This is a genomic window from Streptococcus sp. HMSC073F11, from assembly GCF_001810785.1.
Lineage (GTDB): Bacteria > Bacillota > Bacilli > Lactobacillales > Streptococcaceae > Streptococcus.
Window position 1 is genome coordinate 16275 of the sequence record NZ_KV802679.1, and the last position, 26700, is coordinate 42974.

Genomic DNA, 26700 nt, shown 5'->3' on the forward strand with positions numbered 1-26700 from the left:
TTCTTCTTTTTTTGATAGAATAAAGTGTACAATGAAAGGGAGAATAAACTCGTATGCGTATTAAATGGTTTTCCTTGATTAGGATTACAGGTTTACTTTTGGTACTCTTGTATCATTTCTTTCAGACGATCTTTCCTGGAGGATTTTTCGGGGTAGATGTCTTTTTTACATTTTCAGGTTTCCTGATTACAGCTCTACTTATCGAAGAATTTTCTAAAAATCATGAAATTGATTTGGTTGGATTTTTTAGGAGACGCTTTTATCGTATCGTACCACCTGTGGTTTTGATGGTCTTGGTAACCATGCCCTTTACCTTTCTAGTTCGCCAAGATTATGTGGCTGGAATTGGGGGTCAAATTGCGGGTGTCTTAGGCTTCATGACCAACTTCTATGAACTTCTAACAGGAGGAAGTTATGAATCTCAGTTCATTCCTCATTTGTTTGTTCATAATTGGAGCTTGGCTGTTGAGGTTCACTACTATATCCTCTGGGGCTTGGCAGTTTGGTTCTTATCCAAACAGGCTAAATCAAATGGTCAGTTGAAGGGAATGGTCTTTCTCTTGTCTGCTGCTGCCTTCTTGATCAGCTTCTTCTCTATGTTTATTGGTAGTTTTCTAGTAACTTCTTATTCTTCTGTTTACTTCTCCAGTTTAACTCATATCTATCCATTCTTTTTGGGAAGTGTGTTAGCAACGATTGTAGGCGTTCGTCAGACGACTTCCCTAGTTAAGCAATTGGATAAAATCTGGGATTTACGCAAGACCCTTTTGGTTTTTGGAGGAGGTTTTGGATTCTTACTCATTTTGACCTTCTTTGTCAAATTTACCTATCTCTTTGCCTATCTTATGGGCTTCTTGCTTGCCAGCCTTGCAGCCCTTGCTATGATTCTGGCGGCGCGTGTCTTACATGAAAAGACTCCTAACATGCAGGAGCCAAAGATTATCAGCTTTTTAGCGGATACTAGCTATGCGGTTTATCTTTTCCATTGGCCTTTCTATATCATTTTCTCACAGTTGACATCAAATCTTCTTGCTGTGTTACTGACTTTGTTTTTTTCTTATGGATTTGCCAGCCTGTCATTTTATGTGCTGGAACCTTGGATTGCGGGAAAGAACACACCTATTATACAAGCCCTTCGTCCCCTGCCTCATATTCACACAATCCTTGCAGCAAGTACTGGAATCTTGGCCTTCATTGTCTTCTTAGTAACTTTGCTGGCACCACAAGTGGGAGCTTTTGAGACAGACTTAACTGTCAATGGCTTGAAGCAAGCTGCAACAAATATTAGCCAGACCAAGGTGATGACAGAACGAGTAGAAGCTGATAGTTTAGGAATTGCTGATGGCACTATGTTAATTGGTGATTCGGTAGCACTAAGAGCTAATACAGCCTTGCAGACAGCCCTTCCTGGAGCACAGATTAATGCACAAGTCAGCAGAACAACCAAGACCGCCAACGAAATCATGCTCAACAATAGCCAGAATAAATTTCTACCAAAGATGGTGGTTATTGCAACTGGGGTAAATAATCCTGAAAATTACAAGGAAGACTGGGATAGTATCGTAAAAAATCTTCCTAAGGGGCACCATATGGTTTTGGTGACTCCTTATGAGGGGGATAAGACAAAAGAGACTTACGCAATCGTTGAGAAGGCGGCTGCCTATATGAGAGAATTAGCAGAGAAGACTCCTTACATCACGATAGCAGATTGGAATCAAGCTGCTAAGGAACATCCAGAAATTTGGACTGGGACAGACCAAGTCCATTTTGGAAGTGACAATAGTAAAATTGAAGCAGGAGCTAAATTGTATGCAGATACCATTGCTGCAGCCTTGCAAACAGCTCAAGACAAGCCAGTCAAATCAAAATAACTTGTATTAAAAAGAGAAGAGTTGGAGAAATCCAGCTCTTTTAAAATATATCTAGAAAACAGGTCTATACCATTTACAAATGAATCAGAAAGGTTTATAATGTAATTGACATAATAAATATCAAAAGTAATCTTTTAAGGAGGTCATTATTATGCCTAATTACGTTAAAGCGGATCAGTTTTTCTATCCATTTGGCATTCGTCGCGGTGGGTACTTAGAACTTGTTGATGGCAAATTTGGGAAACATGTGGATCAAATTCCTGAAGGAGCAGAGGTTCTTGACTATACTGGTTATAGCATTGCACCAGGTCTTGTGGATACTCATATTCATGGATATGCAGGTGTAGATGTGATGGACAACAACATTGAAGGTACATTGCATACTATGAGTGAAGGACTTCTTAGTACCGGTGTTACCAGTTTCTTGCCCACAACTTTAACAGCCACTTATGAGCAATTGCTTGCAGTCACTGAAAATCTTGGAAACCATTATAAAGAAGCAACAGGTGCTAAGATTCGTGGAATTTATTATGAAGGTCCATATTTCACAGAAACTTTTAAGGGGGCACAAAATCCAACTTATATGAGAGACCCGGGTGTTGAGGAGTTTCATTCTTGGCAGGATGCTGCAAAAGGGATGCTAAATAAAATCGCTATTGCACCAGAACGTGATGGGGTGGAAGATTTTGTACGTACTATTACAGGTGAAGGTGTGACAGTTGCACTTGGACACTCAGATGCGACATTTGAACAAGCTAAGAAGGCAGTCGATGCTGGAGCTAGTGTTTGGGTACATGCCTATAATGGGATGCGTGGTTTAACACACCGCGAACTCGGTATGGTAGGAGCTATGTATGAGCTCCCACATACTTACGCAGAATTGATTTGTGATGGTTATCACGTAGATCCAAAAGCTTGTGAGATTTTACTTAAGCAAAAGGGGACAGAAAACATCGCTCTTATTACGGACTGTATGACAGCTGGTGGGCTTGAAGACGGTGACTATATGTTGGGAGAATTCCCTGTTGTAGTAGCAAATGGAACTGCACGTCTCAAATCTACTGGTAATTTGGCAGGTTCTATCCTCAAACTTAAAGATGGTATGAGAAATGTAGTCGAGTGGGGTATTGCAAATCCACACGAAGCGGTCATGATGGCTAGCCTTAACCCAGCTAAATCTGTTCACATTGATGATGTCTGTGGTCAAATCCGTGAAGGCTACGACGCAGACTTTATCGTATTAGATAAAGATTTGGAATTGGTAGCAACCTATCTAGATGGTGTGAAACGTTATCAAGCATAAGAGAGAAAGCAGAAGTTAGTGACTAGCTTCTGCTTTTTTATCTATATTGCTTTACCGGTAAATAAAAAAGTTAAAAAAATCACAAAAAAACTTGAAGAAACAAACGAAAAGGCTTACAATTATATTATAAATAGTACAAATAAAAAAACGGAGGAATGCTTTATGAAAGCCTATACTTATGTTAAAACAGGACTTGCTTCTTTTGTTGATGTAGACAAACCAGTGATTCGCAAGCCAACAGACGCTATTGTGCGTATCGTAAAAACCACTATTTGTGGAACAGACCTCCATATTATCAAAGGGGATGTTCCTGCTTGCCAAAGTGGTACCATTCTTGGTCACGAAGGGATTGGGATAGTTGAAGAAGTTGGGGAAGGAGTTTCGAACTTCAAAAAAGGCGATAAGGTCTTGATTTCTTGTGTCTGTGCCTGTGGTAAATGCTACTACTGTAAAAAAGGAATTTATGCCCACTGTGAAGACGAAGGGGGATGGATTTTCGGTCACTTGATTGATGGTATGCAGGCTGAATATTTACGTGTTCCTCATGCAGATAACACTCTTTACCACACTCCAGAAGACTTGTCAGATGAAGCCTTGGTTATGCTATCAGACATTTTGCCTACTGGGTATGAAATTGGTGTCTTGAAAGGGAAAGTAGAACCTGGTTGTAGTGTGGCCATTATTGGTTCAGGTCCAGTTGGATTGGCTGCTCTTTTGACAGCTCAATTCTATTCACCAGCTAAATTGATTATGGTAGACTTAGACGATAACCGCTTGGAAACTGCTGTATCATTTGGTGCGACTCACAAGATTAATTCTTCAGACCCTGAAGAAGCCATTAAAGAAATTTATGATTTGACAGATGGTCGTGGTGTGGATGTTGCTATCGAAGCTGTTGGTATTCCTGCAACATTTGATTTTTGTCAAAAGATTATCGGTGTAGACGGAACAGTTGCCAACTGTGGTGTACATGGTAAACCAGTCGAATTCGATTTGGATAAACTTTGGATTCGCAACATCAATGTAACAACTGGTTTGGTATCTACAAATACAACTCCACAATTGTTGAAAGCTCTTGAAAGTCATAAGATTGAACCAGAAAAATTGGTAACTCATTATTTCAAACTAAGTGAAATTGAAAAAGCCTATGAAGTTTTCAGTAAGGCAGCAGACCACCATGCAATTAAGGTCATTATCGAAAATGATATTTCAGAAGCTTAAGTAGTAAAAACATTTTGGAACATAAGCAAATAGAAATTCAGTCATCATAGGATGGCTGGATTTTTTATCAAAAAAATTAAGAAATGAGCATATTTCTTTCCTTGTTTAGCGGAATTGGTTATAATATACGGTACAAAGGAATGAATGAATATGTATCGTGTTATAGAAATGTACGGAGATTTTGAACCGTGGTGGTTCTTAGAAGGTTGGGAAGAAGATATTGTAGCAAGTAAGAAGTTTGACCAGTATTATGATGCTCTCAAATACTACAAAACTTGCTGGTTTAGATTGGAACAAGAATCCCCTCTTTATAAAAGCAGAAGTGACTTGATGACCATTTTTTGGGATCCAGAAGACCAACGCTGGTGCGATGAATGTGATGAGTATTTACAACAATACCATTCGTTGGCTCTTTTACAGGATGAGCAGGTTATCCCAGATGAAAAACTACGCCCAGGCTATGAAAAACAAACCGGTCAGGAAAGGCATCGTTCTTGCCGTATGAAATTAAAATAGAGAAAAAGTAACTTTTTTGGAGTTGCTTTTTTATTTTTTCCAACTCTTTGCGAATAGTATAGGTGAGGAGGTAAGTATGGTTCAAGAAATTGCACAAGAAATCATTCGTTCGGCTCGGAAAAAAGGGGCGCAGGATATTTATTTTGTCCCTAAGTTAGACGCCTATGAGCTTCATATGAGGATAGGAGACGAGCGTTGTAAAATCGGTTGTTATGATTTTGAAAAGTTTGCGGCCGTCATCAGTCATTTCAAGTTTGTGGCAGGTATGAATGTTGGGGAAAAGCGACGTAGTCAGCTAGGTTCCTGCGATTATACCTATGACGATAAGATGGCGTCCCTACGTTTGTCTACCGTTGGCGATTATCGAGGGCATGAGAGTTTAGTTATTCGCTTGTTGCACGATGAGGAGCAGGACTTGCATTTTTGGTTTCAGAATATTGAAGAACTGGGAAAGAAGTACAGGCAACGGGGACTCTATCTCTTTGCTGGTCCAGTCGGCAGTGGCAAGACAACCCTGATGCATGAATTGGCCAAGTCCCTTTTTAAGGGACAACAAGTCATGTCCATCGAAGATCCTGTAGAAATCAAGCAGGACGACATGCTCCAGTTGCAGTTGAATGAAGCGATTGGGCTAACCTATGAAAATCTCATCAAGCTTTCTTTGCGTCATCGACCAGATCTCTTGATTATCGGCGAAATTCGGGATAGTGAGACGGCGCGTGCAGTGGTCAGAGCCAGTTTGACAGGGGCGACAGTCTTTTCAACCATTCACGCCAAGAGTATCCGAGGAGTTTATGAACGTTTACTGGAGTTGGGCGTGAGTGAGGAGGAATTGGCAGTCGTTCTGCAAGGAGTCTGCTACCAGAGATTAATCGGGGGAGGAGGAATCGTTGACTTTGCAAACAAAGACTATCAAGAACACCAGCCAACTCGCTGGAATGCGCAGATTGACCAGCTTCTTAAAGATGGACATATCACAAGTCTTCAGGCTGAAACGGAAAAAATTAGCTACAGCTAAGCAAAAAAATATCATCACCTTGTTTAATAATCTCTTTTCCAGCGGTTTTCATCTGGTGGAGACTATCTCCTTTCTAGATAGGAGTGCCTTGTTGGACAAGCAGTGTGTGACCCAGATGCGTGCGGGCTTATCTCAGGGGAAATCATTCTCAGAAATGATGGAAAGTTTGGGCTTTTCAAGTGCCATTGTCACTCAGTTATCTCTAGCTGAAGTCCATGGGAATCTCCACCTGAGTTTGGGAAAGATAGAAGAATATCTAGACAATCTTGCCAAGGTCAAGAAAAAACTAATTGAAGTAGCGACCTATCCCTTGATTTTGCTGGGTTTTCTTCTCTTAATTATGCTGGGACTACGCAACTACCTACTACCACAACTGGATAGTAGCAATATTGCCACTCAAATTATCGGTAATCTGCCACAAATTTTTCTAGGCATGGTAGGGTTTGTTTCAGTAGGTGTCCTTTTAGCACTAACTTTTTATAAAAGAAGTTCTAAGATGCGGGTCTTTTCTATCTTAGCACGCCTTCCCTTTCTTGGAATCTTTGTGCAAACCTATTTGACAGCTTATTATGCGCGTGAATGGGGGAATATGATTTCGCAGGGGATGGAGCTGATGCAGATTTTTCAGATCATGCAGGAACAAGGTTCCCAACTCTTTAAAGAAATCGGTCGAGATTTGGCTCAAGCCCTACAAAATGGTCGGGAATTTTCTCAAACAATAGCAACCTATCCTTTCTTTAAAAAGGAGTTGAGTCTTATCATCGAGTATGGGGAAGTCAAGTCCAAGCTGGGGAGTGAGTTGGAAATCTATGCTGAAAAAACTTGGGAAACCTTTTTTACCCGAGTCAATCGTACCATGAATCTGGTGCAGCCATTGGTCTTTATCTTTGTGGCTCTGATTATCGTTTTACTTTATGCGGCAATGCTCATGCCCATGTATCAAAATATGGAGGTAAATTTTTAAAATGAAAAAACTCATGACATTCTTGAAAAAAGCGAAAGTGAAGGCTTTCACACTTGTGGAAATGTTGGTGGTCTTGCTCATCATCAGCGTGCTTCTCCTGCTCTTTGTACCTAATCTGACCAAGCAAAAAGAAGCAGTCAACGACAAAGGGAAAGCTGCTGTTGTTAAGGTGGTAGAAAGCCAGGCAGAGCTTTATAGTTTGGATAAAAATGAAGATGCTAGCCTAAGTAAGTTACAAGCAGATGGGCGAATCACAGAAGAACAGGCTAAAGCTTATAAAGAATACCATGCTAAACAAAATACCAGTCAAACCGTTGCAGATTAAGGCATTTACCATGCTGGAAAGCCTCTTGGTTTTGGGACTTGTGAGTATCCTTGCCTTGGGCTTATCCGGCTCTGTCCAGTCCACTTTTGCGGCGGTAGAGGAGCAGATTTTCTTTATGGAGTTTGAAGAACTCTATCGGGAAACTCAAAAACGCAGTGTAGCTAGTCAGCAAAAGACTAGTCTAAACTTAGATGGGCACACAATCAGTAATGACAGTCAAAAGTTGACAGTTCCTAAAGGAATTCAGGCACCATCAGGACAAAGTATTACATTTGACCGAGCTGGGGGAAATTCGTCCCTGGCTAAGGTTGAATTTCAGACCAGTAAAGGAACGATTCGCTATCAGTTATATCTAGGAAATGGAAAAATTAAACGCATTAAGGAAACAAAAAATTAGGGCAGTGATTTTACTGGAAGCAGTAGTTGCTTTAGCTATCTTTGCTAGCATTGCAACCCTCCTTTTGGGACAAATTCAGAAAAATAGGCAGGAAGAAGCAAGAATCTTGCAAAAGGAAGAAGTTTTGAGGGTAGCTAAGATGGCCTTGCAGACAGGTCAAAATCAGGTAAACATCAACGGAGTTAAGATTCAGGTGTTTTCTAGTGAAAAGGGATTGGAGGTTTATCATGGTTCAGAACAGTTGTTGGCTATCAAAGAGCCATAAGGTCAAGGCTTTCACCTTGTTGGAATCCCTGATTGCCCTTATTGTTATCAGTGGGAGCCTACTCCTCTTTCAAGCCATGAGTCAGCTCCTCATTTCAGAAGTTCGCTACCAGCAGCAAAGCGAGCAAAAGGAGTGGCTCTTGTTTGTGGACCAGCTGGAGGCAGAATTAGACCGTTCGCAATTCGAAAAAGTGGAGGGCAATCGCCTCTATATGAAGCAGGATGGCAAGGAAATTGCGATAGGTAAGTCAAAATCGGATGATTTTCGAAAAACTGATGCCAGTGGACGAGGATATCAGCCTATGATTTATGGACTCAAATCAGCTCAGATTACAGAGGACAACCAACTGGTGCGCTTTCATTTCCAGTTCCAAAAAGGCTTAGAAAGGGAGTTCATCTATCGTGTGGAAAAAGAAAAAAGTTAAGGCAGGTGTTCTCCTCTATGCAGTCACTATGGCAGCCATCTTTAGTCTTTTGTTACAATTTTACTTGAACAGACAAGTCGCCCACTATCAAGACTATGCTTTGAATAAAGAAAAGCTGATTGCTTTTGCCATGGCTAAGCGAACCAAAGATAAGGTTGAGCAAGAAAGTGGGGAACAGGTCTTTAATCTAGGTCAGGTAAGCTATCAAAACAAGAAAACAAGCTTGGTGACGACGGTTCGTACGCCTAAGAGTCAATATGAGTTCATCTTTCCTTCAGTCAAAATCAAAGAAGAGAAAATAGATAAAAAGGAAAAGGTAGTGACTGATTCAAGTAATCAAGCAGAGAAGAAAAAATCAGAAGAGAAGGCTGAAAAGAAAGAGAATTCCTAGCCAATCAAGCTACTTTGTGCTAAACTAAAAATATGAAACATGATTTTAACCACAAAGCAGAAACTTTTGATTCCCCTAAAAATATCTTCCTTGCAAACTTGGTTTGTCAAGCAGTCGAGAAACAGATTGATCTTCTATTAGACAAAGAAATTTTGGATTTCGGTGGAGGGACGGGTCTGTTAACCTTGCCCCTAGCCAAGCAAGCTAAGTCTGTAACATTGGTGGATATTTCGGAGAAAATGCTGGAACAAGCTCGTTTGAAAGCGGAGCAGCAAGACATCAAGAATATCCAGTTTTTGGAACAAGATTTACTGAAAAATCCCTTAGAGCAAGAGTTTGATCTCATTGTTGTTTGTCGTGTTCTTCATCATATGCCTGATTTGGATGCGGCTCTCTCACTGTTTCATCAACATTTGAAGGAAGATGGACAACTCCTACTTGCTGATTTTACCAAGACAGAGGCTAACCATCATGGATTTGAATTGGTTGAACTGGAAAACAGGCTAGCCCAGTTTGGTTTTTCATCTGTACATAGTCAGATCCTCTATAGCGCTGAAGACCTGTTTCAAGGAAATTACTCAGAACTCTTTTTAACAGTAGCCCAAAAATCACTCGCTTAATCAGGGAGTGATTTTTCTATAAGGATGGAAAAAAGAAGGGAAATTTGATAAGATAGGAATATGGATTTTGAAAAAATTGAACAAGCTTATACGTATTTACTAGAGAATGTCCAAGTCATCCAAAGTGATTTGGCGACCAACTTTTATGACGCCCTGGTGGAGCAAAACAGCATCTATTTGGATGGTGAGACTGAGTTAGAGCAGGTCAAGGAAAACAATCAGGCCCTTAAACGCTTAGCGCTTCGCAAAGAAGAATGGCTCAAAACCTACCAGTTTCTCTTGATGAAGGCTGGGCAGACAGAGCCCCTACAGGCCAATCACCAGTTTACACCAGATGCCATTGCTTTACTTTTGGTGTTTATTGTGGAAGAGTTGTTTAAAGAGAAGGAGATTACGATCCTCGAAATGGGTTCTGGGATGGGAATTTTGGGCGCTACTTTCTTGACCTCGCTTGATAAAAAGGTGGATTACTTGGGAATGGAAGTGGATGATTTGCTGATTGATTTGGCGGCTAGTATGGCAGATGTAATTGGTTTGCAGGCTGGTTTTGTCCAAGGAGATGCCGTTCGTCCACAAATGCTCAAAGAAAGCGATGTGGTCATCAGCGACTTGCCTGTCGGCTATTATCCTGATGACGCCGTTGCGTCGCGTCATCAAGTTGCTTCTAGCCAAGAACATACTTACGCCCATCACTTGCTCATGGAACAAGGCCTTAAGTATCTCAAGTCAGATGGATACGCTATTTTTCTCTCTCCGAGTGATTTGTTGACCAGTCCTCAGAGTGATTTGTTGAAAGGGTGGTTGAAAGAGGAAGCGAGTCTGGTTGCCATGATCAGTCTGCCTGAAAATCTTTTTGCCAGTGCTAAACAATCCAAGACGATTTTTATCTTACAGAAGAAAAGTGAAACAGCAGTAGATCCTTTTGTTTATCCGCTTGCTAGCTTGCAAGATGCAAGTGTTTTAATGAAATTTAAAGAAAATTTTCAAAAATGGACTCAAGGTACTGAAATATAAAATAGATTTTGTTATAATAGATGAAAACGCTTAAAAAGGGGTATCATGTTATGACAAAAACAATTGCAATCAATGCGGGAAGTTCAAGTTTGAAATGGCAACTTTATCAAATGCCAGAGGAAAAAGTTCTTGCTAAAGGTTTAATTGAACGGATTGGTTTGAAAGATTCTATTTCAACTGTAAAATTTGATGGCCGTTCTGAACAACAAATTTTGGATATCGAAAATCACACACAAGCTGTTAAAATCTTATTGGATGACTTGATTCGTTTCGATATTATCAAGGCTTATGATGAGATTACAGGTGTTGGACACCGTGTTGTTGCCGGTGGAGAATATTTCAAAGAATCAACAGTCGTTGAGGGAGATGTTTTAGAAAAAGTTGAAGAGTTGAGCTTGTTGGCTCCTCTCCATAATCCAGCCAATGCAGCAGGTGTTCGTGCCTTCAAGGAATTGTTGCCAGACATTACCAGTGTAGTTGTTTTTGATACTTCATTCCACACAACTATGCCAGAGAAAGCTTATCGCTACCCTCTACCAACAAAATATTACACAGAAAACAAGGTTCGTAAATATGGTGCCCACGGTACAAGTCACCAGTTTGTAGCAGGAGAAGCTGCAAAACTCTTGGGCCGTCCATTAGAAGACTTGAAATTGATTACTTGCCATATCGGTAATGGAGCTTCTATCACAGCAGTTAAGGGCGGTCAATCTGTCGATACTTCAATGGGATTCACTCCACTTGGTGGTGTGATGATGGGAACACGTACAGGAGATATTGACCCAGCTATCATTCCTTACTTAATGCAATATACAGAGGACTTTAATACTCCTGAAGACATTAGTCACGTTCTTAATCGTGAATCAGGACTAATGGGGGTTTCAGGTAAATCTAGTGATATGCGTGATGTGATTGCTGCCATGAAAGAAGGGGACCACGATGCCACTTTGGCTTATGAAATGTATGTTGACCGTATCCAAAAACATATCGGTCAATACCTTGCAGTCTTAAATGGAGCAGATGCTATTATCTTTACTGCAGGTATCGGTGAAAATGCTGCAAACGTACGTGAAGATGTTATTTCAGGTATCTCTTGGTTCGGCTGTGATGTTGACCCAGAGAAGAATGTCTTTGGTGTGACAGGAGACATCTCAACAGAGGCAGCGAAAATCCGTGTCTTGGTTATTCCAACAGATGAAGAATTGGTCATTGCCCGTGACGTTGAACGCTTGAAAAAATAAGTAAAACTAGTAAAAATATTCCGTACAAGGAGTTGGAAAAGAGATTTTTCCAGCTTCTTTTTCTGATGGAAATGTCCAAAACCTTGCTATGATTGGCTTTTTTGAAAAATATGGTATAATAGTAGTAATTTAATAGATGGAGTTGAGTTTTGAAGAAAAACTTTCGTGTAAAAAGAGAGAAAGATTTTAAGGCGATTTTCAAGGAGGGGACAAGTTTTGCCAATCGCAAATTTGTTGTCTACCAATTAGAAAACCAGAAAAACCATTTTCGAGTAGGTCTATCAGTTAGCAAAAAGCTGGGGAATGCCGTCACTAGAAATCAAATTAAGCGACGGATTCGGCATATTATCCAGAATGCCAAAGGGAGTCTGGTAGAAGATGTCGACTTTGTTGTCATTGCTCGAAAAGGGGTCGAAACCTTGGGATACGCAGAGATGGAGAAAAATCTACTCCACGTATTAAAATTATCAAAGATTTACCAGGAAGGAAATGGGAGTGAAAAAGAAACTACAGTTGACTAGTTTGCTAGGACTGTCCCTATTGATCATGACAGCCTGTGCAACAAATGGGGCAACTAGCGATATTACAGCCGATTCGGCTGATTTTTGGAGTAAATTTGTTTACTTCTTTGCGGAAATCATTCGCTTTTTATCATTTGATATCAGTATCGGAGTGGGAATTATTCTCTTTACGGTCTTGATTCGTACACTGCTTTTGCCAGTCTTTCAAGTGCAAATGGTGGCTTCCAGAAAAATGCAGGAAGCTCAACCACGTATTAAGGCGCTTCGAGAACAATATCCAGGTCGAGATATGGAAAGCAGAACTAAGCTAGAGCAAGAAATGCGTAAAGTCTTTAAAGAAATGGGTGTCAGACAGTCAGATTCTCTTTGGCCGATTTTGATTCAGATGCCGGTTATCTTGGCCTTGTTCCAAGCTCTATCAAGAGTTGACTTTTTAAAGACAGGTCATTTCTTATGGATTAACCTTGGTGGTGTGGATACAACCCTTGTTCTTCCGATTTTAGCAGCTGTATTTACCTTTTTAAGTACTTGGTTGTCCAACAAGGCCTTGTCTGAGCGTAATGGCGCTACGACTGCGATGATGTATGGGATTCCAGTCTTGATCTTTATCTTTGCAGTTTATGCACCAGGTGGAGTCGCCCTATACTGGACAGTGTCCAATGCTTATCAAGTCTTGCAAACCTATTTCTTGAACAATCCATTCAAGATTATCGCAGAGCGCGAGGCGGTAGTTCAGGCACAGAAAGATTTGGAAAATAGAAAAAGAAAAGCCAAGAAAAAGGCTCAGAAAACGAAATAATAAGGAGGAATCTGGTAATGGTAGTATTTACAGGTTCAACTGTTGAAGAAGCAATCCAGAAAGGATTGAAAGAATTAGATATCCCAAGACTGAAGGCTCATATCAAAGTCATTTCTCGTGAAAAAAATGGCTTTCTTGGTTTATTTGGTAAAAAACCAGCTCAAGTTGATATTGAAGCTATTAGTGAAACAACGGTCATTAAAGCTAATCAGCAGGCTGTAAAGGGTGTTCCTAAAGAAATTAACGAACAAAATGAACCAGTCAAAACAGTCAGTCAAGCGACTGTTGATTTAGGGCATGTTGTAGAAGCAATTAAAAAGATTGAAGAAGAAGGCCAAGGGGTTTCTGATGAAGTTAAGGCTGAAATTTTGAAAAATGAAAAACATGCTAACACCATTTTAGAAGAAACTGGGCATATTGAGATTTTAAATGAATTACAGCTTGAAGAAGCTGGTTTCGGGGAAGAAGTAGAAACTCCTATTGTTGAGAGTCGAGCTGAACAAACTGAAAGTCAAGAATTAGAAGATTTGGGCTTAAAAGTGGAACCGAGCTTTGACATTGAACAAGTAGCTACGGAAGTAACGACTTATGTCCAAACAATCATTGATGATATGGATGTTGAGGCGACGATTTCAAATGATTATAACCGTCGTAGCATCAATTTACAAATTGATACCAATGAGCCAGGTCGTATTATCGGTTACCATGGTAAAGTTTTGAAGGCCTTACAACTATTGGCTCAAAATTATCTTTACAACCGCTATGCAAGAACCTTCTACATTACTATTAATGTCAATGATTATGTTGAACATCGTGCAGAAGTCTTGCAGACCTATGCTCAAAAATTGGCGACTCGTGTTTTAGAAGAAGGACGTAGTCATCAAACAGATCCTATGTCAAATAGTGAACGCAAGATTATTCATCGTATTATTTCACGTATGGATGGCGTGACCAGTTACTCTGAAGGTGATGAGCCAAATCGTTATGTTGTCGTAGATACAGAATAAGTAAAATCAGGGTTATCCTGATTTTTTGCTAGCTGGAGGAGATTAAATTAATGTTGAATAAGATAAGAGACTATCTAGACTTTGCAGGTTTACAGTACCGTAATCCTGATAAAGCGGGAGAAGAACGAGAGAAAATGATGGCATTTCGCCACAAAGGTCAAGAGGCCAGAAAGGCTTTTACAGAGTTAGCCAAAGCCTTTCAAGCAAGCCATCCAGAATGGCAACTCCAACAGACTAGCCAGTGGATGAACCAAGCGCAGCGCTTGCGACCACACTTCTGGGCTTATATACAGCGTGAGGGGAAAGTGACAGAACCTATGTTGGCTCTTCGTTTGTATGGAAGTCCTTCTGATTTTGGAGTCTCACTAGAAGTCAGTTTCATCGAGCGCAAGAAAGATGAGCAAACTTTAGGAAAGCAGGCCAAGGTCCTAGAAATTCCAGCGGTAGAAGGGATTTATTATTTAGCCTACTCTGATGGCCAAAGTCAACGGTGGGAGGCGAGCGAAGAAAATCGTCAGGTCTTAGTCGAGAAGGTAGGCGGTCAAGAAATCCGAAAAGTGTTAGTTAAAGCAGATGTTTCTATCATAGAAAATCAATCATTAGAAGTGATTTTAGAAAAATTAGAAGATGCTTATGAACGCTTACTTCCCTACTATCAGGCGACTAGAGGATAGCAAATAGAATACTTATTTACGTCGAATTGTTTAATTGCTATTCTATGTATTTTTTCATATAATAGTAAAATAGAATGTGTGATTCAATAATCACCTCAAATAGAAAGGAAATTCTATGTCAAATCTATCTGTTAATGCAATTCGTTTCCTAGGTATTGACGCTATCAACAAAGCCAACTCAGGTCACCCAGGTGTGGTTATGGGAGCGGCTCCGATGGCTTACAGCCTCTTTACAAAACAACTTCGTATCAATCCAGCTCAACCAAACTGGATTAACCGCGACCGTTTTATTCTTTCAGCAGGACATGGTTCAATGCTCCTTTATGCCCTTCTTCACCTTTCTGGTTTTGAAGATGTTAGTATGGATGAGATCAAGAGCTTCCGTCAATGGGGTTCAAAAACACCAGGTCACCCAGAATTTGGCCATACGGCAGGGATTGATGCTACGACAGGTCCCCTAGGTCAAGGGATTTCAACTGCTACTGGTTTTGCCCAGGCAGAACGTTTCTTGGCAGCCAAATATAACCGCGAAGGCTACAATATCTTTGACCACTATACTTATGTTATCTGTGGAGACGGAGACTTGATGGAAGGTGTCTCAAGTGAGGCGGCTTCATACGCAGGTTTGCAAAAACTAGATAAGTTGGTTGTCCTTTATGATTCAAATGACATCAACTTGGATGGTGAGACAAAGGATTCCTTTACAGAAAGTGTTCGTGACCGTTACAATGCCTACGGTTGGCATACTGCCTTGGTTGAAGATGGAACAGACTTGGAAGCAATCCATGCAGCTATCGAAACAGCAAAAGCTTCAGGTAAACCATCTTTGATTGAAGTGAAGACTGTTATTGGATACGGTTCTCCAAATAAACAGGGAACTAATGCCGTACACGGTGCTCCTCTTGGAGCAGATGAAACTGTAGCAACTCGTCAAGCCCTTGGTTGGGACTACGAACCATTTGAAATTCCAGAACAAGTTTATGCTGATTTCAAAGAACATGTTGCAGACCGTGGCGCATCAGCTTATCAAACTTGGACTAAATTAGTTGCTGATTATAAAGAAGCGCATCCAGAATTGGCTGCAGAAGTAGAGGCTATCATCGATGGACGTGATCCAGTTGAAGTGACTCCAGCAGACTTCCCAGCATTAGAAAATGGCTTCTCTCAAGCAACTCGTAACTCGAGTCAGGATGCCTTAAACGTTGTAGCGGCTAAGTTGCCAACTTTCCTAGGTGGATCAGCTGACCTCGCTCACTCAAACATGACTTATATCAAGACTGACGGACTTCAAGACGATGCCAATCGCTTGAACCGTAACATTCAGTTTGGTGTTCGTGAATTTGCCATGGGAACGATCTTGAACGGGATGGCCCTTCACGGTGGACTTCGTGTATACGGTGGAACTTTCTTCGTCTTCTCTGACTATGTGAAGGCAGCTGTCCGCTTGTCAGCTTTGCAAGGACTTCCTGTGACTTATGTCTTTACCCACGATTCAATCGCAGTTGGGGAAGACGGTCCAACTCATGAACCAGTTGAGCATTTAGCAGGTCTTCGTGCCATGCCAAATCTGAATGTTTTCCGTCCAGCAGATGCGCGTGAAACGCAAGCAGCTTGGTACCTTGCAGTGACAAGCGAAAAAACACCAACTGCCCTTGTCTTGACACGTCAAAACTTGACTGTTGAAGAAGGAACAGACTTCGACAAGGTTGCTAAAGGTGCTTATGTTGTCTATGAAAATGCAGCAGACTTTGATACCATCTTGATTGCGACAGGTTCAGAGGTTAATCTTGCTGTCTCAGCTGCCAAAGAATTGGCTAGTCAAGGCGCAAAAGTTCGTGTAGTCAGCATGCCATCTACAGATGTCTTTGATAAACAAGATGCAGCTTACAAGGAAGAAATTCTTCCAAATGCAGTTCGCCGTCGTGTTGCAGTCGAAATGGGTGCAAGTCAAAACTGGTACAAATATGTTGGACTAGATGGTGCTGTTCTCGGTATTGATACCTTTGGAGCCTCTGCCCCAGCACCAAAAGTATTGGCAGAATATGGCTTTACAGTTGAAAATCTTGTAAAAGTCGTTCAAAACTTGAAATAATCCTAAAAATCAGGGCGCAAGCTCTGGTTTTTCTTATTAGAAAAGCAAGGTACAATCTTGTAAAAGTAGCTGAAATTTGATATAGTAGTCCTATGTAAAAGACAAAGGAGAAGAAAATGAATCCAAATTATACATTTTTAATTATGCTTGTAGCGATGTTGGGCTTGATGTTCTTTATGCAACGCTCTCAAAAGAAACAAGCACAAAAACGTATGGAAAGCTTAAATAAACTGCAAAAAGGCTATGAAGTGATTACAATCGGTGGACTTTACGGAACAGTCGATGAAGTAGATACTGAGAAGAGAACGATTGTTCTTGATGTAGATGGAGTTTACTTGACTTTTGAACTAGCTGCTATCAAGACCGTATTACCGCTGAAAGAAACAGCTTCACTAGAAGGCGCAATTGAAAAATAAGACGGGATTACTAACTCCCGTTTTTCTATAAAAGAAAGGAAATGGGATGAAAAAACTAGTCTTTGTCTGTCTGGGGAATATTTGCCGTAGTCCTATGGCTGAGTTTGTTATGAAATCAATGACAGATAATTATGAAATCCAAAGTCGAGCGACTTCTTCTTGGGAACATGGCAATCCGATTCATAAGGGAACTCAAGGGATTTTTCAACAGTATGAGATTCCTTATGATAAAGGCAAGACATCGCTTCAGATTAGTAAGGAAGATTTTGAAGCCTTTGATTATATTATCGGAATGGACGCTTCAAATGTTTCTGACCTACGTCAGATGTGTCCAGTAGACTGTCAAGATAAGATTTACTCATTTGCATCTGAAAGTGTTCCAGATCCTTGGTATACAGGAGATTTTGAGGAAACCTATCAGCGTGTTCAAGAGGGGTGTCAAGCATGGTTAGAACGTTTAGAGAAGGAGAGTGAAGATGGAAAATCTTAAGAATTTTTACGAAAAGTATCGTGTCTATCTGACTCGTCCACGTTTAGAGCTTTTGGCAGTAGTTACCATTGTTTTTTGTGCCGTACTCGTCTTTTTTCTAAATATTCCCGGAAAAGGTGTTCTAAAGCTTGATAATGGAACCATTGTTTACGACGGCAGTCTTGTACGTGGTAAAATGAATGGCCAAGGAACCATTACCTTCCAAAATGGGGACCAATATACAGGTGGTTTCAACAATGGAGCCTTCAACGGAAAAGGTACCTTTCAATCTAAAGAAGGCTGGACCTACGAAGGCGATTTTGTAAATGGTCAGGCTGAAGGAAAAGGAAAACTAACAACAGAACAAGAAGTTGTTTATGAAGGGACTTTTAAACAAGGCGTTTTTCAACAAAAATAAAGCCTCCTTATCAAAGGAGGTATTGTTATCATCTAAAAGTAAGCGCTTACTAGAAAATTTATCTCTTTCCAAGTTCCTCTTCCAATCAAGCTTGTGAAATAAAAAAATATTTGAAATTCATTTCACAAACTCTAAAGAAAAAACTTGATAAGTAAAGAAAATGAGAAAAAATTCACAAACAATAAAAAATTCTTTGTGAAATATTTATGAAACTGTTTACAAAGTTGAAATAATGCGTTATAATAAACTTGTGAAAAAATTAACAAAGGATATCGATCCTTGAAAGCTATGGAGGAAAATATGGCTGATAAAAAAACTGTGACACCAGAGGAAAAGAAACTCGCTGCTGAAAAGCATGTTGATGGATTGGTGCAAAAAGCTCTAGTTGCCCTTGAAGAAATGCGTAAATTGGATCAAGAGCAAGTTGACTACATCGTTGCTAAAGCATCAGTAGCAGCTTTGGATGCCCACGGAGAATTGGCTTTACATGCCTTTGAAGAAACAGGACGTGGTGTATTCGAAGATAAAGCAACTAAGAACTTGTTTGCTTGTGAACACGTGGTAAACAACATGCGTCACACTAAAACAGTTGGTGTTATCGAAGAAGACGATGTAACAGGTTTGACTCTTATCGCTGAACCAGTTGGTGTTGTCTGTGGTATCACTCCAACAACAAACCCAACATCAACAGCAATCTTCAAATCATTGATTTCATTGAAGACACGTAATCCAATCGTTTTTGCCTTCCATCCATCAGCACAAGAATCATCTGCTCATGCAGCTCGTATCGTCCGCGATGCAGCTATCGCAGCTGGTGCACCTGAAAACTGTGTGCAATGGATCACTGAACCATCTATGGAAGCAACTAGTGCTCTTATGAACCACGAAGGTGTTGCGATAATCCTTGCAACAGGTGGTAACGCAATGGTGAAGGCTGCGTACTCATGTGGTAAACCAGCTCTTGGGGTAGGTGCCGGAAACGTTCCAGCTTATGTTGAAAAATCAGCTAACATCCGTCAAGCAGCACACGATATCGTCATGTCTAAATCATTTGATAACGGTATGGTCTGTGCCTCAGAGCAAGCGGTTATCATTGATAAAGAAATTTACGATGAATTTGTAGCAGAGTTCAAATCTTACCACACTTACTTTGTAAACAAAAAAGAAAAAGCTCTTCTTGAAGAATTCTGCTTCGGCGTGAAAGCAAACAGCAAAAACTGTGCTGGTGCGAAATTGAACGCTGACATCGTTGGTAAGCCAGCAACTTGGATTGCAGAACAAGCAGGATTTACAGTTCCAGAAGGAACAAATATTCTTGCTGCAGAATGTAAAGAAGTTGGTGAAAACGAGCCATTGACCCGTGAAAAATTGTCACCAGTTATCGCAGTTTTGAAATCTGAAAGCCGTGAAGATGGTATTTCCAAAGCTCGTCAAATGGTTGAATTTAACGGTCTTGGACACTCAGCAGCTATCCACACAGCTGACGAAGAATTGACTAAAGAATTTGGTAAAGCTGTTAAAGCTATTCGTGTTATCTGTAACTCACCTTCTACTTTCGGTGGTATCGGGGACGTTTACAATGCCTTCTTGCCATCATTGACACTTGGATGTGGTTCTTACGGACGAAACTCAGTTGGGGATAACGTTAGTGCCATTAACCTCTTGAATATCAAAAAAGTCGGAAGACGGAGAAATAACATGCAATGGATGAAACTTCCTTCAAAAACATACTTTGAACGTGATTCAATTCAATACCTTCAAAAATGTCGTGACGTTGAACGTGTCATGATCGTTACTGACCATGCCATGGTAGAGCTTGGTTTCCTTGATCGTATCATCGAACAACTTGATCTTCGTCGCAATAAGGTTGTTTACCAAATCTTTGCTGATGTAGAACCAGATCCAGATATCACTACAGTTGAACGTGGTACTGAGATTATGCGTGCCTTCAAACCAGATACAATCATCGCTCTTGGTGGTGGATCTCCAATGGATGCTGCTAAAGTAATGTGGCTCTTCTACGAACAACCAGAAGTGGACTTCCGTGACCTTGTACAAAAATTCATGGATATCCGTAAACGTGCCTTCAAATTCCCATTGCTTGGTAAGAAGACTAAATTCATCGCAATCCCAACAACATCTGGTACAGGATCTGAAGTAACACCATTTGCCGTTATCTCTGATAAAGCAAATAACCGTAAATACCCAATCGCTGACTACTCATTGACACCAACTGTGGCAATCGTAGACCCTGCTTTGGTATTGACAGTTCCTGGATTTGTTGCTGCTGATACTGGTATGGACGTATTGACTCACGCGACTGAAGCTTACGTATCACAAATGGCTAGCGACTACACTGACGGTCTTGCACTTCAAGCCATCAAGCTTGTATTTGAAAACCTTGAAAGCTCAGTTAAGAATGCAGACTTCCATTCACGCGAAAAAATGCACAACGCTTCAACAATCGCTGGTATGGCCTTTGCTAATGCCTTCCTAGGTATTTCTCACTCAATGGCTCACAAAATCGGTGCGCAATTCCACACAATCCACGGTCGTACAAATGCAATCTTGCTTCCATACGTTATCCGTTACAACGGTACACGTCCAGCTAAGACAGCAACATGGCCTAAGTACAACTACTACCGTGCGGATGAAAAATACCAAGATATCGCACGCATGCTTGGACTTCCAGCTTCTACTCCAGAAGAAGGTGTGGAATCTTACGCAAAAGCTGTCTACGAACTTGGTGAGCGCGTAGGTATCCAAATGAACTTCAAAGCACAAGGAATCGATGAAAAAGAATGGAAAGAACATTCTCGTGAATTGGCCTTCCTTGCTTATGAAGACCAATGTTCACCAGCTAACCCACGTCTTCCAATGGTTGACCACATGCAAGAAATCATCGAAGATTCTTACTATGGTTACAAAGAAAGACCAGGACGCCGTAAATAATCGTTTATCAGCCTAGAGACAGGAATTTCCTGTCTCTTTTTTGTGAAATTGGAGTATCGAAAATAAATTTTAGCTTTCTGTTTTAGATTTTTATCTCAAAAGAAAAGTGGGAAATGACTATGTAGACAAAGAAAGACAGCAGTATAGGCTTTGAAAGAAGAAAGAAAAATAAGTAAGGTGGAGACAAAAAACAATGCCCGTACTTGCAATTAAATTTAAATAGTTATATAATAGGTTTGTTGAAAGGTGATTTGTAGTGATTCAAGTTACTCTTTTCACAATAAAAATTTCATGATTTTCATAAGGAGGAAATCACTAATGGTAGTTAAAGTTGGTATTAACGGTTTCGGACGTATCGGTCGTCTTGCTTTCCGTCGTATCCAAAACGTAGAAGGTGTTGAAGTTACTCGTATCAACGACCTTACAGATCCAGTTATGCTTGCACACTTGTTGAAATACGACACAACTCAAGGTCGTTTCGACGGTACTGTTGAAGTTAAAGAAGGTGGATTTGAAGTTAACGGTAAATTCATCAAAGTTTCTGCTGAACGTGATCCAGAACAAATCGACTGGGCTAACGACGGTGTAGAAATCGTTCTTGAAGCTACTGGTTTCTTTGCTAAGAAAGCAGCTGCTGAAAAACACTTGCACGCTGGTGGAGCTAAAAAAGTTGTTATCACTGCTCCTGGTGGAAACGACGTTAAAACAGTTGTATTCAACACTAACCACGACGTTCTTGACGGTACTGAAACAGTTATCTCAGGTGCTTCATGTACTACAAACTGCTTGGCTCCAATGGCTAAAGCTCTTCAAGACAACTTTGGTGTTGTTGAAGGATTGATGACTACTATCCACGCTTACACTGGTGACCAAATGATTCTTGACGGACCACACCGTGGTGGTGACCTTCGCCGTGCTCGCGCTGGTGCTGTAAACATCGTTCCTAACTCAACTGGTGCTGCAAAAGCTATCGGTCTTGTAATCCCAGAATTGAACGGTAAATTGGACGGAGCTGCTCAACGTGTTCCTGTTCCAGCAGGTTCTGTAACTGAGTTGGTAGCAGTTCTTGAAAAGAACGTTACTGTTGACGAAGTGAACGCAGCTATGAAAGCAGCTTCAAACGAATCATACGGATACACTGAAGATCCAATCGTATCTTCAGATATCCTAGGTATGTCTTACGGTTCATTGTTTGACGCAACTCAAACTAAAGTTCTTGACGTTGACGGTAAACAATTGGTTAAAGTTGTATCATGGTACGACAACGAAATGTCATACACTGCACAACTTGTTCGTACTCTTGAATACTTCGCAAAAATCGCTAAATAATTCATGAGTCGATAAAAAGCAAGGCCTCTGGTCTTGCTTTTTAAATATTTAAAAATGGATGACGCTATCATCCATTCTTTTTTAACTCTTTTTCAAAAGTATCTGATAGGGTAGTGAAGCTTAATTTCTCTAGAGTAAGCGGATGGGTAAAGGACAGTCGAAAGGCGTGGAGCATAAGCCGACTTGTTTTTGATTTACTATTATAGAGAGGGTCGCCTAAAATAGGGAAGTTATGATGCGAAAGGTGCACACGAATTTGATGGGTTCGCCCTGTCTTTAGTTTGCAACGAACCAAGGAAGTTTTGTTTGGGAATTGCTTTAATCTGCTTACATGTGTTTCAGCATATTGTCCATTTTTTGTATCAACTATTCGCTTTCTGCGATCATGGCTATCACGTCCAATTTTGTCTTTGAAAACAAGTTCTTTGCTGTTGATATGTCCGTCGACCTGTGCCCAATATTCCCTAGAAATCTCTTTTTTCTCCAGTAAGCGATTGAGAATAGGCAGGATAAAAGGATTTTTGGCAAAGAGAACCAAACCACTGGTTTCCATGTCCAGACGATGAACGACATAGCAGGTTTGGCCAACATAGGCACTGACATGGTTAAGAAGGGCGATTTCGTTTGGCTGATTACCATGCGTTTTCATCCCCTCTGGTTTGTTGACAATAATCAAGTGTTGATCTTGATAAACCTCTTGAACGAGGTTAGGATTGCCCCAAGGGATTTCTTTTTCGGGATAATCTTCCTTGTCAAACGTTAACTGGCAAATATCTCCAGGATTTACCATCTCGTTCCAGCGAACTTCTCGCTGATTAATTAAAATATGTTTCTTGATTCTCAAAAAATGCCGGATTTTTCTAGGAATGAGGAGTTGTTCCTCAAGTAATTGCTTTACCGTCATTTGAGGTAGAGAGTCTGGTAATGTAAATGTGAATTGCATACAGATATTGTAACAAAAAAAGCCCTATTTTGATAGGAAATAGCTAAATTCTTGTCTTCCTATGATGAAGATGATAAAATAAACGCATGAAATTAGATAAATTATTCGAGAAATTTCTTTCTCTTTTTAAAAAAGAAACAAGTGAATCAGAGGATTCTGGGTCTACTAGCTTGCGTCGTTCTCGCAGTGATAGAAAAAAATTAGCCCAAGTGGGTCCAATTCGAAAATTCTGGCGTCGCTATCATCTAACAAAGATTGTCCTTATACTAGGTTTGAGTGCAGGCTTGCTAGTTGGAACCTATTTGTTTGCTGTAGCCAAGTCAACCAATGTCAATGATTTGCAAAATGCCTTGAAAACTCGAACTCTTATTTTTGACCGTGAAGAAAAGGAGGCTGGTGCCTTGTCTGGTCAAAAAGGAACCTATGTTGAACTGACTGATATCAGTAAAAATTTGCAGAATGCCGTTATTGCGACAGAAGACCGTTCTTTTTATAAAAATGACGGGATTAACTATGGTCGTTTCTTCTTGGCGATTATCACTGCTGGTCGTTCAGGTGGTGGTTCTACTATTACCCAACAGCTGGCTAAAAATGCCTATCTGTCGCAGGATCAAACTGTTGAGAGAAAAGCGAAAGAATTTTTCCTTGCCTTAGAATTAACAAAAAAATATAGTAAGGATCAAATTCTAACCATGTACCTTAACAACGCTTATTTTGGAAATGGTGTGTGGGGTGTAGAAGATGCGAGTAAGAAATATTTTGGAGTTTCTGCGTCAGAAGTGAGTTTGGATCAAGCTGCGACTCTGGCAGGAATGCTAAAGGGGCCGGAACTGTATAATCCTTTGAATTCTGTAGAAGATTCTACCAATCGTCGCGATACTGTTTTGCAGAATATGCTTGCAGCGGGTTACATTGATAAAAACCAAGAAACCGAAGCTGCAGAAGTTGATATGACTTCGCAATTGCACGATAAGTATGAAGGAAAAATCTCAGATTATCGCTATCCTTCTTACTTTGATGCGGTGGTTAATGAAGCTGTTTCCAAGTATAATCTAACAGAGGAAGAAATTGTCAATAATGGCTACCGCATTTATACAGAGCTGGACCAAAACTATCAAGCAAATATGCAGGTTGTCTATGAAAATACATCGCTATTTCCGAGGGCAGAGGATGGAACATTTGCTCAATCAGGAAGTGTGGCTCTCGAACCGAAAACAGGTGGAGTTCGTGGAGTTGTCGGTCAGGTTGCTGGCAATGATAAAACTGGATTCCGGAATTTCAACTATGCAACTCAATCAAAACGTAGCCCTGGTTCTACAATTAAGCCTTTAGTTGTTTATACGCCTGCAGTTGAAGCTGGCTGGGCTTTGAATAAGCAGTTGGATAACCATACTATGCAGTATGACAGCTATAAGGTTGATAACTATGCCGGGATCAAAACGAGTCGAGAAGTTCCTATGTATCAAGCCTTGGCAGAATCGCTTAATCTGCCTGCTGTTGCCACTGTTAATGATTTGGGCGTTGATAAGGCTTTTGAGGCAGGCGAAAAATTCGGACTCAACATGGAAAAGGTCGACCGTGTTCTTGGCGTCGCCTTGGGAAGCGGTGTTGAAACCAACCCTCTGCAAATGGCTCAAGCATATGCTGCCTTTGCAAATGAAGGTTTAATGCCGGAAGCTCATTTTATTAGTAGAATTGAAAATGCTAGTGGTCAGGTCATTGCGAGCCATAAAAATTCACAAAAACGGGTGATTGATAAGTCTGTAGCTGATAAGATGACCAGTATGATGTTGGGGACATTCACCAACGGTACCGGTATTAGTTCATCTCCTGCAGATTATGTCATGGCAGGAAAAACTGGAACAACTGAAGCTGTTTTCAATCCTGAATACACAAGTGACCAGTGGGTAATTGGTTATACTCCGGATGTAGTGATTAGTCACTGGCTTGGTTTCCCTACCACTGATGAAAGCCACTATCTAGCAGGATCTACTTCAAACGGTGCAGCCCATGTCTTTAGAAACATTGCAAATACCATTTTACCTTATACGCCAGGAAGTACCTTTACAGTTGAAAATGCTTATAAGCAAAATGGAATTGCACCAGCCAATACAAGAAATCAAGTACAGAGTAATGAAGAAAATCAGGCGGATAATAGCCTTTCTGATATTAGAAGTCGTGCACAAAATCTGGTAGATGAGGCTAGCCGTGCTATCTCGGATGCTAAAATTAAGGAAAAGGCTCAAACGATATGGGATTCGGTAGTCAATCTATTTCGTTAAGATGCTTGTCAAAGCCTAGCTTTCTTGTTATAATAGATAAGATGGAGGCGTTATGGCATTAAAAAAAGCAAGCCTAGCTTGTGCGGTTTGTGGTTCGAGAAACTATTCAATCAAGATCAGCGGAAACCCCAAGCCAACACGACTAGAAGTAAATAAATTTTGTAAACATTGTGGTAAGTACACTACACACAGAGAAACGAGATAGGAGAGAGCGATGCGTTTTATTGGAGATATTTTTAGACTTCTTAAAGACACAACATGGCCAACTCGCAAGGAAAGCTGGAGAGATTTTCGTTCTATCATGGAATACACTGCTTTCTTTGTTGTGATTATTTATATTTTTGACAAGTTGATTGTTTCAGGTTTGATTCGATTTATTAACATTTTTTAGAAGACCTGTGGAGTTATTCACGCTAGAAATCTTCTATTATGAAAGGAAGTATCATGGATAGTTTTGATAAAGGATGGTTTGTTTTACAAACTTATTCTGGTTATGAAAATAAGGTAAAAGAAAATCTATTACAACGTGCACAAACCTACAATATGTTGGATAATATTTTACGTGTTGAAATTCCAACACAAACAGTGCAAGTTGAAAAAAATGGAAAGAGAAAAGAAGTAGAAGAGAATCGCTTTCCAGGTTATGTTCTTGTGGAAATGGTGATGACAGATGAAGCTTGGTTTGTTGTTCGAAACACACCAAACGTTACAGGATTCGTCGGATCTCACGGAAATAGATCAAAACCAACTCCATTATTGGAACAAGAAATCCGTGATATCTTGGTTTCTATGGGACAAACTGTACAAGAGTTTGATATCGATGTTGAAGTTGGTCAAACTGTACGTATCATTGATGGTGCTTTTGCAGACTATACTGGTAAGATTACAGAGATTGATAACAATAAAGTGAAGATGATTATCTCTATGTTTGGTAATGACACAGTTGCAGAAGTAAACCTAAACCAAATTGCAGAATTATAACCCAAAGAGAGGTATGTCCTCTCTTTTTTGTGCAGTTTAGACGGTGTAGGGAACAGAATGGAGGAAATGGGACAAAAGTGTTTCTGAATCTGTTAGACTGTATCTAGAAAGGGGAACGTTATGTTTAAAGAATTATATGAAGAAGTCCAGGGGATTGTATATAAGTGTAGAAATGAATATCATCTCCATTTATGGGAGCTATCAGATTGGGACCAAGAGGGAATGATTTGCTTACATGAATTGATTA

Annotated in this window: 29 protein-coding genes and 1 pseudogene; 29 read left to right on the forward strand and 1 reads right to left on the reverse strand. The window is 40.3% G+C overall.

Features of this window, described 5'->3' with window-relative positions; translation table 11 throughout:
- Positions 1-53: 53 nt before the first annotated feature.
- The 24 genes from HMPREF2764_RS00430 (at position 54) to gap (ending at position 22247) form a co-directional block, all read left to right on the forward strand.
- Positions 54-1871, forward strand: a complete 1818-nt coding sequence (locus tag HMPREF2764_RS00430; RefSeq protein WP_070526324.1) for an acyltransferase family protein — start codon at positions 54-56, stop codon at positions 1869-1871.
- A 151-nt stretch (positions 1872-2022) separates the two neighbouring features.
- A complete protein-coding gene (gene nagA, locus HMPREF2764_RS00435; protein ID WP_001134549.1) occupies positions 2023-3174 on the forward strand; it encodes an N-acetylglucosamine-6-phosphate deacetylase in 1152 nt (383 codons plus the stop codon).
- A gap of 162 nt (positions 3175-3336) precedes the next feature.
- On the forward strand, positions 3337-4395 hold the full coding sequence (locus tag HMPREF2764_RS00440) for a zinc-dependent alcohol dehydrogenase family protein (protein ID WP_070526340.1): 1059 nt from the start codon (positions 3337-3339) through the stop codon (positions 4393-4395).
- Positions 4396-4545: 150 nt separating this feature from the next.
- The gene (locus HMPREF2764_RS00445) at positions 4546-4911 is read left to right on the forward strand and encodes a DUF1033 family protein (protein WP_000286409.1); all 366 of its coding nucleotides are present in this window, start codon (positions 4546-4548) and stop codon (positions 4909-4911) included.
- Between the two features lie 76 nt (positions 4912-4987).
- Entirely contained in the window at positions 4988-5929 is a 942-nt protein-coding gene (gene comGA, locus HMPREF2764_RS00450) for a competence type IV pilus ATPase ComGA (protein WP_070526327.1), read from the forward strand.
- The gene (comGB, locus tag HMPREF2764_RS00455; RefSeq protein WP_083306561.1) at positions 5877-6893 is read left to right on the forward strand and encodes a competence type IV pilus assembly protein ComGB; all 1017 of its coding nucleotides are present in this window, start codon (positions 5877-5879) and stop codon (positions 6891-6893) included. The genes comGA and comGB overlap by 53 nt, the downstream gene beginning before the upstream one ends.
- Before the next feature lies 1 nt (position 6894).
- Positions 6895-7218: a comG operon protein ComGC gene (gene comGC / locus HMPREF2764_RS00460; RefSeq protein WP_024056742.1), complete on the forward strand. Its 324-nt coding sequence runs from the start codon at positions 6895-6897 to the stop codon at positions 7216-7218.
- Positions 7181-7615, forward strand: coding sequence for a competence type IV pilus minor pilin ComGD (comGD, locus tag HMPREF2764_RS00465; protein WP_049546625.1), 435 nt, complete (start codon positions 7181-7183; stop codon positions 7613-7615). The genes comGC and comGD overlap by 38 nt, the downstream gene beginning before the upstream one ends.
- Positions 7578-7880 carry a competence type IV pilus minor pilin ComGE gene (comGE, locus tag HMPREF2764_RS00470; protein WP_153199764.1) on the forward strand — a complete coding sequence of 101 codons (303 nt, stop codon included), beginning with the start codon at positions 7578-7580 and terminating at the stop codon, positions 7878-7880. The genes comGD and comGE overlap by 38 nt, the downstream gene beginning before the upstream one ends.
- Complete coding sequence (comGF, locus tag HMPREF2764_RS00475) at positions 7843-8304, forward strand: competence type IV pilus minor pilin ComGF (protein WP_049546623.1); 462 nt, start codon at positions 7843-7845, stop codon at positions 8302-8304. The genes comGE and comGF overlap by 38 nt, the downstream gene beginning before the upstream one ends.
- Positions 8282-8695 (forward strand): competence type IV pilus minor pilin ComGG, encoded by a 414-nt coding sequence (comGG, locus tag HMPREF2764_RS00480; protein ID WP_031233244.1) that lies wholly within the window; start codon positions 8282-8284, stop codon positions 8693-8695. The genes comGF and comGG overlap by 23 nt, the downstream gene beginning before the upstream one ends.
- 32 nt (positions 8696-8727) lie before the next feature.
- Complete coding sequence (locus HMPREF2764_RS00485; RefSeq protein WP_020903617.1) at positions 8728-9315, forward strand: class I SAM-dependent methyltransferase; 588 nt, start codon at positions 8728-8730, stop codon at positions 9313-9315.
- Between the two features lie 60 nt (positions 9316-9375).
- On the forward strand, positions 9376-10329 hold the full coding sequence (locus HMPREF2764_RS00490; RefSeq protein WP_020903616.1) for a class I SAM-dependent methyltransferase: 954 nt from the start codon (positions 9376-9378) through the stop codon (positions 10327-10329).
- A 50-nt stretch (positions 10330-10379) separates the two neighbouring features.
- Positions 10380-11570, forward strand: a complete 1191-nt coding sequence (locus HMPREF2764_RS00495; RefSeq protein WP_004257438.1) for an acetate kinase — start codon at positions 10380-10382, stop codon at positions 11568-11570.
- Between the two features lie 149 nt (positions 11571-11719).
- A complete protein-coding gene (gene rnpA, locus HMPREF2764_RS00500; protein ID WP_000739245.1) occupies positions 11720-12091 on the forward strand; it encodes a ribonuclease P protein component in 372 nt (123 codons plus the stop codon).
- Complete coding sequence (locus tag HMPREF2764_RS00505) at positions 12066-12890, forward strand: membrane protein insertase YidC (RefSeq protein ID WP_025172897.1); 825 nt, start codon at positions 12066-12068, stop codon at positions 12888-12890. Before rnpA ends, HMPREF2764_RS00505 begins: the two co-directional genes overlap by 26 nt.
- A 17-nt stretch (positions 12891-12907) precedes the next feature.
- Positions 12908-13897, forward strand: coding sequence for an RNA-binding cell elongation regulator Jag/EloR (jag, locus tag HMPREF2764_RS00510; protein WP_000260003.1), 990 nt, complete (start codon positions 12908-12910; stop codon positions 13895-13897).
- A 50-nt stretch (positions 13898-13947) separates the two neighbouring features.
- Positions 13948-14571 (forward strand): ribonuclease P, encoded by a 624-nt coding sequence (locus HMPREF2764_RS00515; protein ID WP_070526333.1) that lies wholly within the window; start codon positions 13948-13950, stop codon positions 14569-14571.
- Positions 14572-14686: 115 nt separating this feature from the next.
- Positions 14687-16663 carry a transketolase gene (gene tkt / locus HMPREF2764_RS00520; RefSeq protein WP_020903614.1) on the forward strand — a complete coding sequence of 659 codons (1977 nt, stop codon included), beginning with the start codon at positions 14687-14689 and terminating at the stop codon, positions 16661-16663.
- Positions 16664-16779: 116 nt separating this feature from the next.
- Positions 16780-17079 carry a preprotein translocase subunit YajC gene (gene yajC / locus HMPREF2764_RS00525; protein WP_001069289.1) on the forward strand — a complete coding sequence of 100 codons (300 nt, stop codon included), beginning with the start codon at positions 16780-16782 and terminating at the stop codon, positions 17077-17079.
- Between the two features lie 46 nt (positions 17080-17125).
- Positions 17126-17569, forward strand: coding sequence for a low molecular weight protein-tyrosine-phosphatase (locus HMPREF2764_RS00530; protein ID WP_020903613.1), 444 nt, complete (start codon positions 17126-17128; stop codon positions 17567-17569).
- Entirely contained in the window at positions 17556-17966 is a 411-nt protein-coding gene (locus HMPREF2764_RS00535; RefSeq protein WP_020902388.1) for an MORN repeat-containing protein, read from the forward strand. The genes HMPREF2764_RS00530 and HMPREF2764_RS00535 overlap by 14 nt, the downstream gene beginning before the upstream one ends.
- Before the next feature lie 300 nt (positions 17967-18266).
- Complete coding sequence (gene adhE, locus HMPREF2764_RS00540) at positions 18267-20918, forward strand: bifunctional acetaldehyde-CoA/alcohol dehydrogenase (RefSeq protein ID WP_070526336.1); 2652 nt, start codon at positions 18267-18269, stop codon at positions 20916-20918.
- A 318-nt stretch (positions 20919-21236) separates the two neighbouring features.
- Positions 21237-22247, forward strand: coding sequence for a type I glyceraldehyde-3-phosphate dehydrogenase (gene gap / locus HMPREF2764_RS00545; RefSeq protein ID WP_000260662.1), 1011 nt, complete (start codon positions 21237-21239; stop codon positions 22245-22247).
- A 67-nt stretch (positions 22248-22314) separates the two neighbouring features.
- On the opposite strand, the gene HMPREF2764_RS00550 is transcribed toward gap, so the two are convergent.
- Entirely contained in the window at positions 22315-23190 is an 876-nt protein-coding gene (locus HMPREF2764_RS00550) for an RluA family pseudouridine synthase (protein WP_083306563.1), read from the reverse strand.
- An 86-nt stretch (positions 23191-23276) separates the two neighbouring features.
- Here HMPREF2764_RS00550 and pbp2a point away from each other — a divergent pair, with 86 nt between their 5' ends.
- The 5 genes and pseudogenes from pbp2a to HMPREF2764_RS09455 all read left to right on the forward strand — a co-directional run.
- Positions 23277-25472, forward strand: a complete 2196-nt coding sequence (gene pbp2a / locus HMPREF2764_RS00555; RefSeq protein ID WP_033684721.1) for a penicillin-binding protein PBP2A — start codon at positions 23277-23279, stop codon at positions 25470-25472.
- Positions 25473-25524: 52 nt separating this feature from the next.
- Positions 25525-25677, forward strand: coding sequence for a 50S ribosomal protein L33 (gene rpmG, locus HMPREF2764_RS00560; RefSeq protein ID WP_001809375.1), 153 nt, complete (start codon positions 25525-25527; stop codon positions 25675-25677).
- A 9-nt stretch (positions 25678-25686) separates the two neighbouring features.
- On the forward strand, positions 25687-25863 hold the full coding sequence (gene secE / locus HMPREF2764_RS00565) for a preprotein translocase subunit SecE (RefSeq protein WP_001210990.1): 177 nt from the start codon (positions 25687-25689) through the stop codon (positions 25861-25863).
- A 53-nt stretch (positions 25864-25916) separates the two neighbouring features.
- Positions 25917-26453: a transcription termination/antitermination protein NusG gene (gene nusG, locus HMPREF2764_RS00570; RefSeq protein ID WP_000376740.1), complete on the forward strand. Its 537-nt coding sequence runs from the start codon at positions 25917-25919 to the stop codon at positions 26451-26453.
- Positions 26454-26573: 120 nt separating this feature from the next.
- Positions 26574-26700 (forward strand): annotated as a pseudogene (locus tag HMPREF2764_RS09455) (sigma-70 family RNA polymerase sigma factor); the annotation flags it as partial.

What these genes read in the sequence shown, in the direction of transcription:
- HMPREF2764_RS00430 (WP_070526324.1), top strand. Translation starts at nt 54, where the DNA reads ATGCGTATTAAATGGTTTTCCTTGATTAGGATTACAGGTTTACTTTTG.
- nagA (WP_001134549.1), top strand. Translation starts at nt 2,023, where the DNA reads ATGCCTAATTACGTTAAAGCGGATCAGTTTTTCTATCCATTTGGCATT.
- HMPREF2764_RS00440 (WP_070526340.1), top strand. Translation starts at nt 3,337, where the DNA reads ATGAAAGCCTATACTTATGTTAAAACAGGACTTGCTTCTTTTGTTGAT.
- HMPREF2764_RS00445 (WP_000286409.1), top strand. Translation starts at nt 4,546, where the DNA reads ATGTATCGTGTTATAGAAATGTACGGAGATTTTGAACCGTGGTGGTTC.
- comGA (WP_070526327.1), top strand. Translation starts at nt 4,988, where the DNA reads ATGGTTCAAGAAATTGCACAAGAAATCATTCGTTCGGCTCGGAAAAAA.
- comGB (WP_083306561.1), top strand. Translation starts at nt 5,877, where the DNA reads ATGGACATATCACAAGTCTTCAGGCTGAAACGGAAAAAATTAGCTACA.
- comGC (WP_024056742.1), top strand. Translation starts at nt 6,895, where the DNA reads ATGAAAAAACTCATGACATTCTTGAAAAAAGCGAAAGTGAAGGCTTTC.
- comGD (WP_049546625.1), top strand. Translation starts at nt 7,181, where the DNA reads ATGCTAAACAAAATACCAGTCAAACCGTTGCAGATTAAGGCATTTACC.
- comGE (WP_153199764.1), top strand. Translation starts at nt 7,578, where the DNA reads ATGGAAAAATTAAACGCATTAAGGAAACAAAAAATTAGGGCAGTGATT.
- comGF (WP_049546623.1), top strand. Translation starts at nt 7,843, where the DNA reads ATGGTTCAGAACAGTTGTTGGCTATCAAAGAGCCATAAGGTCAAGGCT.
- HMPREF2764_RS00485 (WP_020903617.1), top strand. Translation starts at nt 8,728, where the DNA reads ATGAAACATGATTTTAACCACAAAGCAGAAACTTTTGATTCCCCTAAA.
- HMPREF2764_RS00490 (WP_020903616.1), top strand. Translation starts at nt 9,376, where the DNA reads ATGGATTTTGAAAAAATTGAACAAGCTTATACGTATTTACTAGAGAAT.
- HMPREF2764_RS00495 (WP_004257438.1), top strand. Translation starts at nt 10,380, where the DNA reads ATGACAAAAACAATTGCAATCAATGCGGGAAGTTCAAGTTTGAAATGG.
- jag (WP_000260003.1), top strand. Translation starts at nt 12,908, where the DNA reads ATGGTAGTATTTACAGGTTCAACTGTTGAAGAAGCAATCCAGAAAGGA.
- HMPREF2764_RS00515 (WP_070526333.1), top strand. Translation starts at nt 13,948, where the DNA reads ATGTTGAATAAGATAAGAGACTATCTAGACTTTGCAGGTTTACAGTAC.
- tkt (WP_020903614.1), top strand. Translation starts at nt 14,687, where the DNA reads ATGTCAAATCTATCTGTTAATGCAATTCGTTTCCTAGGTATTGACGCT.
- yajC (WP_001069289.1), top strand. Translation starts at nt 16,780, where the DNA reads ATGAATCCAAATTATACATTTTTAATTATGCTTGTAGCGATGTTGGGC.
- HMPREF2764_RS00530 (WP_020903613.1), top strand. Translation starts at nt 17,126, where the DNA reads ATGAAAAAACTAGTCTTTGTCTGTCTGGGGAATATTTGCCGTAGTCCT.
- HMPREF2764_RS00535 (WP_020902388.1), top strand. Translation starts at nt 17,556, where the DNA reads ATGGAAAATCTTAAGAATTTTTACGAAAAGTATCGTGTCTATCTGACT.
- adhE (WP_070526336.1), top strand. Translation starts at nt 18,267, where the DNA reads ATGGCTGATAAAAAAACTGTGACACCAGAGGAAAAGAAACTCGCTGCT.
- gap (WP_000260662.1), top strand. Translation starts at nt 21,237, where the DNA reads ATGGTAGTTAAAGTTGGTATTAACGGTTTCGGACGTATCGGTCGTCTT.
- HMPREF2764_RS00550 (WP_083306563.1), bottom strand. Translation starts at nt 23,190, where the DNA reads ATGCAATTCACATTTACATTACCAGACTCTCTACCTCAAATGACGGTA.
- pbp2a (WP_033684721.1), top strand. Translation starts at nt 23,277, where the DNA reads ATGAAATTAGATAAATTATTCGAGAAATTTCTTTCTCTTTTTAAAAAA.
- rpmG (WP_001809375.1), top strand. Translation starts at nt 25,525, where the DNA reads ATGGCATTAAAAAAAGCAAGCCTAGCTTGTGCGGTTTGTGGTTCGAGA.
- secE (WP_001210990.1), top strand. Translation starts at nt 25,687, where the DNA reads ATGCGTTTTATTGGAGATATTTTTAGACTTCTTAAAGACACAACATGG.
- nusG (WP_000376740.1), top strand. Translation starts at nt 25,917, where the DNA reads ATGGATAGTTTTGATAAAGGATGGTTTGTTTTACAAACTTATTCTGGT.